General features: G+C 72.1%; 12 protein-coding genes. 10 read left to right on the top strand and 2 right to left on the bottom strand.

Annotated features, from left to right (window positions below):
- Positions 1-149: 149 nt before the first annotated feature.
- From ACFW2Y_RS19370 to ilvD, 4 genes are all read left to right on the top strand, one after another.
- A complete protein-coding gene (locus ACFW2Y_RS19370; RefSeq protein ID WP_384880426.1) occupies positions 150-1,082 on the top strand; it encodes a Ppx/GppA family phosphatase in 933 nt (310 codons plus the stop codon).
- A gap of 128 nt (positions 1,083-1,210) precedes the next feature.
- Positions 1,211-2,086: a sugar phosphate isomerase/epimerase family protein gene (locus ACFW2Y_RS19365; protein WP_384880423.1), complete on the top strand. Its 876-nt coding sequence runs from the start codon at positions 1,211-1,213 to the stop codon at positions 2,084-2,086.
- Entirely contained in the window at positions 2,083-2,694 is a 612-nt protein-coding gene (locus tag ACFW2Y_RS19360; protein ID WP_384880420.1) for a TetR family transcriptional regulator, read from the top strand. The genes ACFW2Y_RS19365 and ACFW2Y_RS19360 overlap by 4 nt, the downstream gene beginning before the upstream one ends.
- A 104-nt stretch (positions 2,695-2,798) precedes the next feature.
- A complete protein-coding gene (gene ilvD / locus ACFW2Y_RS19355) occupies positions 2,799-4,652 on the top strand; it encodes a dihydroxy-acid dehydratase (RefSeq protein ID WP_384880417.1) in 1,854 nt (617 codons plus the stop codon).
- Positions 4,653-4,724: 72 nt separating this feature from the next.
- Here the strand turns inward: ilvD and ACFW2Y_RS19350 are convergent, their stop codons facing one another.
- Complete coding sequence (locus tag ACFW2Y_RS19350) at positions 4,725-6,887, bottom strand: PQQ-binding-like beta-propeller repeat protein (protein WP_384880414.1); 2,163 nt, start codon at positions 6,885-6,887, stop codon at positions 4,725-4,727.
- Positions 6,888-6,969: 82 nt separating this feature from the next.
- Between ACFW2Y_RS19350 and ACFW2Y_RS19345 the strand changes: the two genes are divergently transcribed.
- From ACFW2Y_RS19345 to proC, 5 genes are all read left to right on the top strand, one after another.
- A complete protein-coding gene (locus ACFW2Y_RS19345) occupies positions 6,970-7,296 on the top strand; it encodes an SH3 domain-containing protein (protein ID WP_384880411.1) in 327 nt (108 codons plus the stop codon).
- Positions 7,297-7,330: 34 nt separating this feature from the next.
- The gene (locus ACFW2Y_RS19340) at positions 7,331-7,834 is read left to right on the top strand and encodes a hypothetical protein (RefSeq protein WP_384880408.1); all 504 of its coding nucleotides are present in this window, start codon (positions 7,331-7,333) and stop codon (positions 7,832-7,834) included.
- A 191-nt stretch (positions 7,835-8,025) separates the two neighbouring features.
- Positions 8,026-8,835 (top strand): ABC transporter ATP-binding protein, encoded by an 810-nt coding sequence (locus ACFW2Y_RS19335; protein ID WP_384880405.1) that lies wholly within the window; start codon positions 8,026-8,028, stop codon positions 8,833-8,835.
- Positions 8,832-9,569 (top strand): ABC transporter permease, encoded by a 738-nt coding sequence (locus tag ACFW2Y_RS19330; protein WP_384880402.1) that lies wholly within the window; start codon positions 8,832-8,834, stop codon positions 9,567-9,569. Before ACFW2Y_RS19335 ends, ACFW2Y_RS19330 begins: the two co-directional genes overlap by 4 nt.
- Before the next feature lie 83 nt (positions 9,570-9,652).
- Positions 9,653-10,462: a pyrroline-5-carboxylate reductase gene (gene proC / locus ACFW2Y_RS19325; RefSeq protein ID WP_384880399.1), complete on the top strand. Its 810-nt coding sequence runs from the start codon at positions 9,653-9,655 to the stop codon at positions 10,460-10,462.
- A 15-nt stretch (positions 10,463-10,477) separates the two neighbouring features.
- On the opposite strand, the gene ACFW2Y_RS19320 is transcribed toward proC, so the two are convergent.
- A complete protein-coding gene (locus ACFW2Y_RS19320; protein WP_384880396.1) occupies positions 10,478-11,068 on the bottom strand; it encodes a cysteine hydrolase family protein in 591 nt (196 codons plus the stop codon).
- A 45-nt stretch (positions 11,069-11,113) separates the two neighbouring features.
- On the opposite strand from ACFW2Y_RS19320, the gene ACFW2Y_RS19315 reads away from it, so the two are divergent.
- Positions 11,114-12,172, top strand: coding sequence for a GlxA family transcriptional regulator (locus ACFW2Y_RS19315; protein ID WP_384880393.1), 1,059 nt, complete (start codon positions 11,114-11,116; stop codon positions 12,170-12,172).
- Positions 12,173-12,868 lie beyond the last annotated feature (696 nt).

The raw sequence follows: 12,868 nt of genomic DNA, 5'->3' as shown, positions 1-12,868 counted from the left end.
GCCGCACTCCGGGGCAGCACTCCGGGGCCGGCCGCCCGGCGCCGTGACGCGTCCCACGGGGTCCCGGTCGGCCGGCGTCCCGGGCGGCAGTCGAACCCAATGGTTCATCCGGCAACGGAACCGGCCGGGTCATCGGTACCGTTCCGCCCATGAGACTCGGAGTCCTCGACGTCGGTTCGAACACAGTGCACCTGCTGGTGGTGGACGCCCACCCCGGTGCCCGACCGCTGCCCGCCCACTCGCACAAGGCGGAGCTGCGGCTCGCCGAGCTGCTCGACGAGCGGGGGGCGATCGCGCCCGCCGGCGTCGAACGGCTCATCGCGACCGTGCGGGACGCGCTCGCCGCCGCCGAGGACAAGGGCTGCGAGGAAGTGCTGCCGTTCGCCACCTCCGCGGTGCGGGAGGCCAGCAACGCCGATGCGGTCCTCGCCCGCGTGAAGGACGAGACCGGGGTCGACCTCCAGGTCCTCACCGGTGAGGAGGAGGCCCGGCTGACCTTCCTCGCGGCCCGCCGCTGGTTCGGCTGGTCCGCGGGCAAGCTGCTGCTCCTCGACATCGGCGGCGGTTCCCTGGAAGTCGCGTACGGCATCGACGAGGACCCGGACACCGCGGTCTCCCTGCCGCTCGGCGCGGGCCGGCTGACGGCCGGCTGGCTGCCCGGCGACCCGGCCGACACCGCCGACGTGAAGGCGCTGCGCCGTCACGTGCGCGCGCAGATCGCCCGCACGGTCGGCGAGTTCAGCCGCTTCGGCCGCCCCGATCACGTCGTGGCCACCTCCAAGACCTTCAAGCAGCTCGCCAGGATCGCGGGCGCACCCGGTTCGGGGGAGGGCCTCTACGTGCAGCGGATCCTCACCCGCAGGTCCCTGGAGGAGTGGGTGCCGCGCCTCGCGGCCATGACCGTTCCCGAGCGCGCCGCCCTCCCCGGCGTCTCCGAGGGGCGTGCCGGGCAGCTCCTCGCGGGTGCCCTGGTCGCCGAGGGCGCGATGGACCTGCTCGGCGTCGCGGAGCTGGAGATCTGCCCCTGGGCCCTGCGCGAGGGCGTCATCCTGCGCCGTCTGGACCACCTGCCGGAGCACTGAGGGCCGGGCGCCGCACCGGGGAAGGCCGTGACCCGCCTCCGCCCGGGCCCGGACGGGCCGTGGCGTGCGCGGCCGGGCGTGACCGGAACCACCCCCCGGCCCCCCGGCCCGCCCCGTACCCTGTCTCCGTGGCAGAACCAGCGGTGCGCATCCCGGATGCGAAGGTCGCCCTGTCGACGGCCTCGGTCTATCCGGAGTCGACGGCGACGGCCTTCGAGATCGCCGCGCGCCTCGGGTACGACGGCGTCGAGGTCATGGTGTGGACCGATCCGGTCAGCCAGGACGTCGAGGCGCTGCGCAGGCTCTCCGACTACCACGGCGTTCCGGTGCTGGCCGTGCACGCCCCCTGCCTCCTCATCACCCAGCGCGTCTGGTCCACCGACCCGTGGGTCAAGCTCCAGCGCGCCCGTACGGCCGCCGAGCGGCTCGGTGCGTCGACGGTCGTGGTGCACCCGCCGTTCCGCTGGCAGCGCCAGTACGCCAAGGACTTCGTGACCGGCATCTGGCGGATGGCGGACGAGACGGACGTGCGGTTCGCCGTCGAGAACATGTACCCGTGGCGGTACAAGGACCGAGAGATGCTCGCGTACGCCCCCGAGTGGGACGTCACGAAGGACGACTACCGGCACTTCACCGTCGACCTCTCGCACACCGCGACCGCCCGCACCGACGCCCTCGCCATGATCGACCGGATGGGCGACCGCCTCGGCCACGTCCACCTCGCCGACGGCAAGGGGTCGGCCAAGGACGAGCACCTGGTGCCGGGGCGCGGTACGCAGCCCTGCGCCGAGCTCCTGGAACGGCTGGCGCTCACCGGCTTCGACGGGCACGTGGTCATCGAGGTCAACACCCGCCGCGCGATGTCAGCCGCCGAACGCGAGGCCGACCTCGCGGAAGCCCTCGCCTTCACCCGGCTCCACCTCGCCTCGGCCGCCGGCCGGCCCGCCCCGGGACCCGGAACGGCTCCGGGCTCCCGCACGACGGAACGGGCCCCCCGCACATGACCGAGCCGGCCCCGCGACGGCGTGGCCGCCCGTCCCGTACCGAGGAGGAGAGCGGCCCGGGCGCGCGCGAGCGCATCCTGGAGGCGGCCCGGACGCAGTTCGCCGAGCGCGGCTACGACAAGGCGTCCGTGCGCGGCATCGCCAGGGCGGCCGGGGTGGACCCGGCGCTCGTGCACCACTACTTCGGCTCCAAGGACGAGGTCTTCGCCGCGGCCGTCGAGGTCTCCTTCGAGCCCACGACCGTCGTCCCGGCGATCCTCGGCGGCCCGCGCGAGGCCATCGGGGAACGGCTCGCGCGCTTCTTCATCGGCGTCTGGGAGAACCCGGCCTCCCGCGCGCCGCTCCTCGCGATCGTCCGCTCCGCCCTCACCCACGAGGCGGCGGCCAAGGTGCTGCGGACCTTCGTGCTGCGCCGGCTGCTGGAGCGGATCGCGGCCGAACTGGACGTGCCGGACCCGAGCTTCCGCGCCGAGCTCGCGGCCTCCCACATGATCGGGATCGCGATCCTGCGGTACGTGATCCAGGTCGAGCCGATGGCCTCGGCGGACCCGGAGCAGATCATCGAGCAGGTGGCTCCGACGCTCCAGCGCTACCTGACCCGGGCTTGACCGAAGCGTGAACATCCGTCCCGCATTCCGGACGACCTGTCCAGATCTTGGAGCGGCGGCGTACGCTCAGTAGCAAGCACACCCGTCACGAGGAGCGAGCGACGATGCCCGAGCTGAGGTCCCGCACTGTCACCCACGGCCGCAACATGGCGGGCGCCCGCGCCCTTATGCGCGCCTCCGGTGTACCCGGCGCGGACATCGGCCGGAAGCCCGTCATCGCGGTCGCCAACTCCTTCACCGAGTTCGTCCCCGGCCACACCCACCTCCAGCCGGTCGGCCGGATCGTCTCCGAGGCCATCACGGCCGCCGGCGCCATCCCGCGCGAGTTCAACACGATCGCGGTCGACGACGGCATCGCGATGGGCCACGGCGGCATGCTCTACTCCCTGCCCTCCCGCGACCTGATCGCCGACAGCGTGGAGTACATGGTCGAGGCGCACTGCGCCGACGCCCTGATCTGCATCTCCAACTGCGACAAGATCACTCCCGGCATGCTGATGGCCGCCCTGCGCCTCAACATCCCCACGGTCTTCGTCTCCGGCGGTCCGATGGAGTCCGGCCGGGCCACCCTCGTCGACGGCTCGGTCCGCACGCTCGACCTGGTCGACGCGATCTCCGACGCCGTGAACCCGAACGTCTCGGACGAGGACATCTCCCGCATCGAGGAGAACGCCTGTCCGACCTGCGGTTCCTGTTCCGGCATGTTCACCGCCAACTCGATGAACTGCCTGACCGAGGCCATCGGCCTCTCCCTCCCCGGCAACGGCTCGGTCCTCGCCACCCACACCGCCCGCCGGGCGCTCTACGAGAACGCCGCCCGCACGGTCGTCGACATCACCCGCCGCCACTACGAGCAGGACGACCACTCCGTCCTGCCGCGCTCCATCGCGACCCGCGCGGCCTTCGAGAACGCCATGGCCCTCGACATCGCCATGGGCGGCTCGACCAACACGATCCTCCACCTGCTCGCCGCCGCCCAGGAAGCCGAGCTCGACTACGGCCTGCCCGACATGGACGCCGTCTCCCGCCGCGTCCCCTGCCTGGCCAAGGTCGCGCCGAACGTCGCCAAGGACCGCACGTACTACATGGAGGACGTGCACCGGGCCGGCGGCATCCCCGCCATCCTCGGCGAGCTCTACCGGGCCGGGCTGCTCAACGAGGACGTGCACGCCGTCCACGCGCCCTCCATCAAGGAGTGGCTGAACACCTGGGACGTGCGCGGCGGCTCGCCCTCGGAGGAAGCCGTCGAGCTGTGGCACGCCGCCCCCGGCTGCGTCCGCTCGGCGACCGCCTTCTCCCAGTCGGAGCGCTGGGACACCCTCGACACGGACGCGGCGAACGGCTGCATCCGCGACGCGGCCCACGCGTACTCCAAGGACGGCGGCCTCGCCGTCCTGCACGGCAACCTCGCCGTCGACGGCTGCGTGGTGAAGACGGCCGGCGTCGACGAGTCGATCTGGACCTTCGAGGGCCCGGCCGTCGTCTGCGAGTCGCAGGAAGAAGCCGTCGAGAAGATCCTCAACAAGCAGGTCACCGACGGAGACGTGGTCGTCATCCGTTACGAGGGCCCCAAGGGCGGCCCCGGCATGCAGGAGATGCTCTACCCGACGTCCTTCCTCAAGGGCCGCGGTCTGGGCAAGACCTGCGCGCTGGTGACCGACGGCCGGTTCTCCGGCGGCACCTCGGGCCTCTCCATCGGCCATGCCTCCCCGGAGGCCGCGTCGGGCGGCACGATCGCGCTGGTCGAGGACGGCGACCGGGTCCGCATCGACATCCCGAACCGCTCCATCGAGCTCCTCGTCGACGAGGACGTCCTCGCGGCCCGCCGCGAGGCCCTCGGCGGCGTGTACGCGCCGAAGGACCGCCAGCGCAAGGTGTCGGCGGCGCTGCGGGCGTACGCGGCGATGGCGACCAGCGCCGACAAGGGCGCGGTCCGGGACGTGACCAAGCTGGGCTGAGCCCGACGGACGCACGGCGGAGGGGAGCGGGCAGCAGTCCGCTCCCCTCCGCCGCATCCGCGCCTCAGCCCCTCACCAGGACTCCGGGTCCTGTGCGTCCACCGCGAACACGGACCCGTCCGGGGCCGTCCCGAACACCCGGTCCCCGGCGACCACCGGTGGGGGAACCACGGGCGCGTACGCGAGCCGACCGTTCTCCAGGCGCGGCCGGGTCTGGCCGATCAGCGCCCCGCGTGCGGTGTCGACCGCGAGCAGCCGGCCGTCCTGGACGGAGAAGTAGAGCCGGTTGCCGGGTCCGAGGACCGGCGGGGACACGTTCCCCGCCGCCGTTTCCAGGTCCCACAGCATCCGCCCCTTCGGAGCGGCGGTGTCGAAGGCGGCGAGGTGCCCGTCCGGGGAGAGCAGGTGGACGACGGCACCGTGCACCGCCATGCCCCGGAAGTCGATCCGGTACGGCAGGGCGAGCCTGCGCACCGGGGCATCGGCGCCCGCACCGGGACCGACCAGGACGAGGCCGTCGAGCAGACCGGTGTCGTACAGCGACCCGAGCACCAGCGCCCCGTCGCCGGTGTGGCCCAGCGGATCGAGCTGGCCCTCCAGCTCCCGCTGCCAGACCACCTCGCCGGTGGTGGGGCGGATCGCGCCGACCCGGGTCCGCGTCCCGTCGTAGGAGACCTCGGAGACGGCCAGCAGCCCGGAGGCCGCGTCGTACGGCCCCGGGCGGGGCACGCCGAAGCCGGCCAGGCCGTGCCGCCAGAGTTCCTTGCCGCTGTGGGCGTCGACCGCCCGGATCCCGCCGAGGCCGTCGGACAGGACGACGGCGGAGCCGGCCGGCCGGTACGTCTCGGGGACGTCGGAACCGGCCCGCCAACCGGGGGTCCCGTCTCCGGCCGCGTACGCCTGCAGGGGCCCCGTCGCGGAGGCGGCGCCGACCAGGCCGTCGGTGAGGAACACGGGGCCGGTCGGGGGCATCTGCTCGACGGGGGCGGTACGGGACCACAGGACGCGGCCGGTCACCGGATCGAGCCGGGCGAGGTCGACGCCCCGGGCCGTGCAGTACAGCGCGCCCGCGCGGTGGTCACAGGACGGGGCGGTTCCGGGACCGTGCTCCTGGACCGCGGTCTGCCAGCCCGTGAAGGAGCTGGCCACCTCGGCCGGGCGGGTCGGGGTCTCCGACCCGCCGCCCGCCGGTGGGCTGAGCGCCGCGTACACCCCGGCCGTGGCCAACGCCAGTGCGGCGGCCACGGCGATCGTCGGACGCGGCCGGATCCGCAGGCCCCGGCGGCGCGGGGGCGACCCGGTGGTGCTCCGCACCGGGGTGTCCGCATCCCAGGCGGGTGGTTGCCCGGATCCGTCACCGGGCAGGGCGGGCCGCTGCCGCTGCGTCGGTATGAAGGCCTCCGCCGCGTACGAGGGCGGCAGCAGCGCCTGCATGACCTGGGCCGGGGTCGGGCGCTCGACGGGGTCCTTGGCGAGGCAGCGCGCGATGAGCGGCGCCAGCTCCGTCGGCACCCCGGTCAGATCGGGCTCGTCGTGGACGACCTGGTACGCCACGATGTAGGGGCTGTCGGAGTCGAACGGGCCGTGTCCGGTCGCCGCGTGCACCAGGACCGACCCCAGCGCGAAGACGTCCGCCGCGGGCCCGACCTCGCGCGGTCGCTGGAACTGCTCGGGAGCCATGAAGGGCGGCGAGCCGATGAGCTTGCCGGTCTCGGTGTGCAGATCGCTGTCGACGGGGCGGGAGATGCCGAAGTCGATGACCTTGGGGCCGCCGTCGGTGAGCAGGACGTTGCTGGGCTTGAGGTCCCGGTGGATGACGCCGGCCCGATGGATGTCCCGCAGCGCCTCCGCGAGCCCGGCGGTGAGCCGGCGCAGCTCGGCAGGGGACAGCGGACCGTTCCGCTTCACCTGGTCCGCGAGGGTGGGACCCGGTACGTAGAGGGTGGCCATCCAGGGGCGCACGGCATCGGGGTCGGCGTCGACGACCGGCGCGGTGAAGGCACCGCTGACCCGGCGGGCGGCGGCGACCTCTTGGCGGAAACGCGCCCTGAACTCGGGGTCCTCCGCGTACCGTGCGTGCACGACCTTCACGGCGAGCCGTAGCCCGGAGGCCGAGGACGCGAGGTGCACGACGCCCATGCCACCGGCACCCAGACAAGCCTGGAGGCGGTAGTCGCCCGCGTACTCGGGCTCCTCCGCTTCGCGGTCGGCACCGGTGCCGCGCAACGGTGGCATCGCCCACCCCCGTGTGGTTCCCCGTCACGTCGCGCGCACGTGCGCGACCCGACGGAGCCTAGTCCATCGTCCCCTGGTGTCGGTGGGGCTTGCTAGCCTGCGCGTCGCGGAGAGTGAAACTCGGCGCAGCGCTTTTGCGCCACAGGGGGAGGACGTCATGACCACGCGCTACGGGGTTGCGCCCGGCTACCGACTCAACGTGCGTTCGGGCCCGAGCACCGCGTACCCGATCGTCCGGGTGCTGTCGCTCGGCGCCACGGTCGCGATCCACTGCCAGAAGTACGGCGAGTGGATCAGCGGTCCCTACGGCACGTCGAACGTCTGGGACAACATCGCGCCGGGCGAGTACGTCTCCGACGCGTACGTGTACACGGGCAGCGACGGCCTCGTCGCGCCGCGTTGCGGCTGAGCCCCTTCCCCGCCGCCCGGGGATAATCGACCTCGTGAGCGACGACCAGCAGACCCACCGGACGACCGACGGCCCGCAGCCCGAGGAGATCCGCTTCTTCGGCACGACCTGGGTCGACCACGACGGCCACTACGCGCTGCGCCGCGTCGGTCTGGCACTGGGCTCGCTCGCGGCGGCCGTCGCGGCCTGCTTCGTCCTGCGCTTCGCCTACCAGGGCCTGCAGATCGCCGACGTCGGCGGCATCGTCAACGCGCTGGTCGTCGTCATGTTCGCGGTCTGCAGCGCCATCGCCTTCCGCAAGACCTGGGAGGGCTTCCTCCGGCGCCCGGACGACCCCGCCCGCGAGGACTCGCTCCGCAGCGTCAAGACGATCGGCTTCATCGGCTCCCTGCTGGCCTACGCCCTCCGCTGCTTCGGCGAGGCCCCCGGCGAGAAGCTCCGCCGTGCCGAGTACGAGAAGTCCCGGGAGCAGTACGAGAAGCGCCGCAACGCCCGCACCGGCAACCCGGCGACCCGCAAGAAGCCCAAGCGCAAGTAGGCTCCCCGCGCCATCCGCCCGGCCGGCCCGAGGCCCCGCCCCGCGACCTCGCGGCGCCCTCCCGCCACCGGCGCCCCCGTTGGCACGCACCCCCGGAGGTGCTCCTCCGGGGGCACTCCTCCGCACGCACTGCTCCGTCGGTCCGGTCCCGGTCCTTGACGGCCGGCACCTCCAGGCCCACTATTCATCGCATGATGAATAACTCGGCGGGCGGAGCCGGCACCGCAGCCGTCACCGCCCACCAACTCACCGCCGTCCGGGGCACCCGCACGGTCCTCCGCGGCCTCGACTTCACCGTCCCCGCCGGCCGCATCACCGGCCTCCTCGGCCCCTCGGGCTGCGGCAAGACCACCCTCATGCGCGCGATCGTCGGCACCCAGGCCAAGGTCGACGGCACCCTCCGGGTCCTCGGCCGCCCCGCAGGCGACCCCGACCTGCGCTCCCGCATCGGCTACGTCACCCAGGCCCCCTCCGTCTACGACGACCTCACCGTCCGCCAGAACCTCGACTACTTCGCCGCCGTCCTGCTCCCCGGCCGCGCAGCCCGCCACGACCGCCGCACCGCCGTCGACCGGGCCATCGCCGACGTCGACCTCGCCGACCACGCCGACTCCCTCGCCGGACGGCTCTCCGGCGGCCAGCGCAGCCGGGTCTCCCTCGCCGTAGCCCTCCTCGGCACACCGGAGCTCCTCGTCCTCGACGAGCCCACCGTGGGCCTCGACCCCGTCCTCCGCCGCGACCTGTGGGACCTCTTCCACCGCATCGCCGCCGACCGCGGCACCACCCTCCTCATCTCCTCCCACGTGATGGACGAGGCCGAACGCTGCCACCGGCTCCTCCTCATGCGCGAGGGAGAGATCCTCGCCGAAGACACGCCCGAGGCACTCCGCCGCCGCAACGACACGGCCACCGTCGAAGAGGCCTTCCTCCACCTCGTCGACGCCGCGAACACCCGAGCGGCCCGCGCCGCCCACAACGCACCCGAGGAGCCCCGCCCGTGAACGCCGCCCGCACCCTCGCCACCTCCGCCCGCGTCCTGCGCCAACTGCGCCACGACCCGCGCTCGATCGCCCTGATGCTCCTCGTCCCCTGCCTGATGCTCTTCCTGCTCCGCTACGTCTTCGACGGAAGCCCGCAGACCTTCGACAACATCGGCGCCTCGCTCCTCGGCATCTTCCCGCTCATCACGATGTTCCTGGTCACCTCCATCGCCACCCTCAGGGAACGCACCTCCGGCACCCTGGAGCGCCTCCTCGCCATGCCCCTCGGCAAAGCGGACCTCATCGCCGGCTACGCCCTCGCCTTCGGACTCGTCGCCGTCGTCCAGTCCGTCCTGGCCACCGGCCTCGCCGTCTGGTTCCTGGGCCTGGACGTCATCGGCTCCCCCTGGCTCCTGCTCCTGGTGGCCCTCCTCGACGCCCTCCTCGGCACCGCCCTCGGCCTCTTCGTCTCCGCCTTCGCCGCGTCCGAGTTCCAAGCCGTCCAGTTCATGCCGGCCGTGATCTTCCCCCAGCTGCTCCTCTGCGGCCTCTTCACCCCGCGCGACCAGATGGCACCCGCCCTCGAAGCGATCTCCGACGTCCTGCCGATGTCGTACGCCGTCGACGGCATGAACCAGGTGCTCCGCCACTCCGACGTCACCGGTGACTTCGTCCGCGACGCCCTGGTCGTCGCCGGTTGTGCCGTCCTGGTCCTCGGACTCGGCGCCGCCACCCTCCGCCGCCGCACCGCCTGACCGCCCCTCGGACGTCCCGCGCACACCGGGCCCGGCCGATGCGAGGATGGCCCAAAGGCCCCCTCCGGCGAGGTGAAAGACCCATGACCCAGACCGTCGCAGTCCTCGGCACCGGCAAGATCGGTGAAGCGCTCCTCAGCGGGATGATCCGTGCCGGCTGGCGCCCCGCGGACCTCCTGGTCACCGCACGCCGCGCCGAACGCGCAGAGGAGCTCCGCGCCCGCTACGGCGTCGACACCGTCACCAACGCGGAAGCCGCCAAGCGGGCCGACACCCTCATCCTGGCGGTCAAGCCGCAGGACATGGGCCGCCTGCTCGACGAGCTCGCCCCCCACGTCGCCGCCGACCGCCTCGTCATCAGCGCCGCCGCCGGCATCCCCACCTCGTTCATCGAGGACCGCCTCACCACCGGAACCCCCGTCGTCCGCGTCATGCCGAACACCCCCGTCCTCGTCGACGAGGGCATGTCCGTCATCTCCGCCGGCAGCCACGCCACCCCCGAGCACCTCGCCCACGCGGAGGAGATCTTCGGCGGCGTCGGCAAGACCCTCCGCGTTCCCGAATCCCAGCAGGACGCCGCCACCGCCCTCTCGGGATCGGGCCCCGCGTACTTCTACTTCCTCGTCGAAGCCATGACCGACGCCGGCATCCTCCTGGGCCTGCCCCGAGCCCAGGCCCACGACCTCATCGTCCAGGCCGCCATCGGCGCCGCCGTGATGCTCCGCGACAGCGGCGAGCACCCGGTCAAGCTCCGCGAGGCCGTCACCTCCCCGGCCGGCACCACCATCAGCGCCATCAGGGAACTCGAGAACCACGGCGTAAGGGCAGCGCTCATCGCCGCCCTCGAAGCGGCCCGTGACCGCAGCCGCGAGCTCGCTTCCGGCAACGGCTGACCCACCCGGCCACGCCTATCCGGCGACGGCCGCCCCCTTCAGCACGTCCTCCGTGGCCACGACCCGGGCGAAGCGCCCGCCGTGCAGCGACACCGCCGTCGCCCGGGTCAGCTCCTCCGCCGTCTGCACCCAGCCGAAGGGGCCCGCCAGGTCGAAGGTGTGCATCGCGTCCAGCGGGAACAGCACGTCGTACCCGAGGTTCCCGGCCATCCGGGCCGTCGTCTCGTTGCACATGTTCGTCTGGATCCCGACGACCACGACCTGCCCGATGCCGGCACCCTTCAACCAGACGTCCAGGTCGGGCTCCCCGTAGAACGCCGAGTTCACGGACTTCGCCACCAGCAGCTCCGGCCCGCTGCCCCCACCCCGCCGCTGCTCGACGAAGTCCTTGAACGCGTTCCCCCCGGTGCCCGGCTCCAGCGGCGAGCCCTCGTGGAGCGAGTCGTGCCGCACGAAGACGACCGGCCGCCCCGTCTCCTGCCACACGTCGATCAGGGCCGCGATGTTCCGCTCGGCCTCCGGATTGTTCCGCCGGCCCCAGAACTCGGACTCGAAGCCCTTCTGCACATCGACGACCACCAGCGCTGCGTTCTCGTTGATCTCCATGCCCACGATCCTTCCGCCGGCCGCAGCCATCGCCCAGAGGAGGAAATGACAGCGATCGATGCTTTACTGCCAGACGTGCAGCACGACCCGCCCACCTCCGAGCCCCACCGGCCCCAACGCATCGCGCTCCTCGCCTTCCCCGGCGTCCGCGCGTTCGACGTCTCCGTCATCACCGAGGTCTGGGGCAGCGATCGGGTCCTCCGCGGCGTTCCGCCCTTCGAGCTCCACCGGGTTGCCGCCGAGCCGCACGCCCCCGTTCCCCTGCGCGGCGGCCTCACGCTCGCCGCCGATCGCCCGCTCAGCTGGCTCCAGGACCTCACCCCCGCCGATCTGGTCGTCGTCCCCGGAGTCGATGACCCCGACGCCGCCCTCCCGGCCCCCCTCCTCCAAGCCCTCTGCCGGGCCCACGCCGCCGGCGTCCCGGTCGCCTCGCTCTGCGCCGGAGCCTTCGTCCTCGCCCGTGCCGGACTCCTCGACGGACGCCGTGCCGTCACCCACTGGCACCTGGCCGACGCCCTGGCCGCCCGCCACCCTGCGGTCCGGGTCGAGCCCGATGCACTCTTCGTCGAGGACTCCGGCATCTGGACCTCTGCGGGTGTCGCCGCCGGCATCGACCTCTGCCTCCACCTCGTCCGCACCGCCCACGGAGCCGAAGCCGCTGCCACGATCGCCCGCTCCATGGTCACCGCCCCCTTCCGCACGGGGACCCAGGCGCAGTTCATCGAGCATCCGACGCCCCGGGCGGACCGCGATGCCGACGCACTCGCCACCGTGCGCGCCCACGTCATCGCCCACCTCGCCGAGCCTCACACCGTTGCGAGCCTGGCCGCCCTCGCCGGCATGTCCCCCCGCTCCTTCGCCCGCCACTTCCGGGCGACGACGGGAACCACTCCTCTCCACTGGCTCATCACCCAGCGGGTGGCCGCCGCCCAGAAGCTCCTGGAGCTCACCGACCACCCCCTTCCCGAGGTGGCGCGCCGCGCCGGCTTCGGCAGCGAGGTCACGATGCGTCAGCACTTCACCTCCCACGTGGCCATCAGCCCCCGCGACTACCGCAACGCCTTCCGCCACCCACGTCGTGCGAGGTCCACGGACCAGGGTTGACACGGAACCTGCCGGTCCGTAGTGTTCTCCGAGTTGTCCGACGTGAGCACCGACTCCGGTCGGCCCCGGGCAACCATTCCGCAAGACCCATTGAAGCCAACGGTGCTTTGTCGTGCCGTCGCGCTTCCCGTGCGTTTTTGCGAAATGAGGAATTCGCGTTCGAAGGTTTGAACGCATGTCTCCGATTAGCGTCGGGGGCAAGGAATCCGCTAAAGTCTCACTCGTCGGAACGGCCCAACAGCCGGAAAGACAAATCCCGCTGACTGGGAATCAGACGCCGAAAGGATCTGATAGAGTCGGAATCGCCGGAAGGGCCCGGAGCGAAAGCGAATGGGGCCGGAAAGCACCGAGGAAATCGGGTCGGAAAGATCTGATAGAGTCGGAAACGAAGGAAGCGCCCGGAGGGCCTGGGAACAGGAACGATGGAAGCGTCCGTATCTTGAGAACTCAACAGCGTGCCAAAAATCAACGCCAGATTAGTTGATACCCCGTCCATCTTCGGATGGTCGTGGTTCCTTTGAAAAGTCCATTCCGCCCTTGTGGTGGGGTGGCACACTACAGCGAGGACGCTGTGGATGATCGGCCTTATTCCGGCCTGATTGTCCCGCTCAACGCGAGTGTCTGACCCGATTACGGGTAAACATTCACGGAGAGTTTGATCCTGGCTCAGGACGAACGCTGGCGGCGTGCTTAACA

Origin of the sequence: Streptomyces sp. NPDC058877 (genome assembly GCF_042742855.1) — a bacterium.
In the GTDB taxonomy this organism is placed as follows: Bacteria; Actinomycetota; Actinomycetes; order Streptomycetales; family Streptomycetaceae; genus Streptomyces.
Note: the sequence above shows the minus strand (reverse complement) of the source record. Positions and strands in the feature narration are given on the sequence as shown.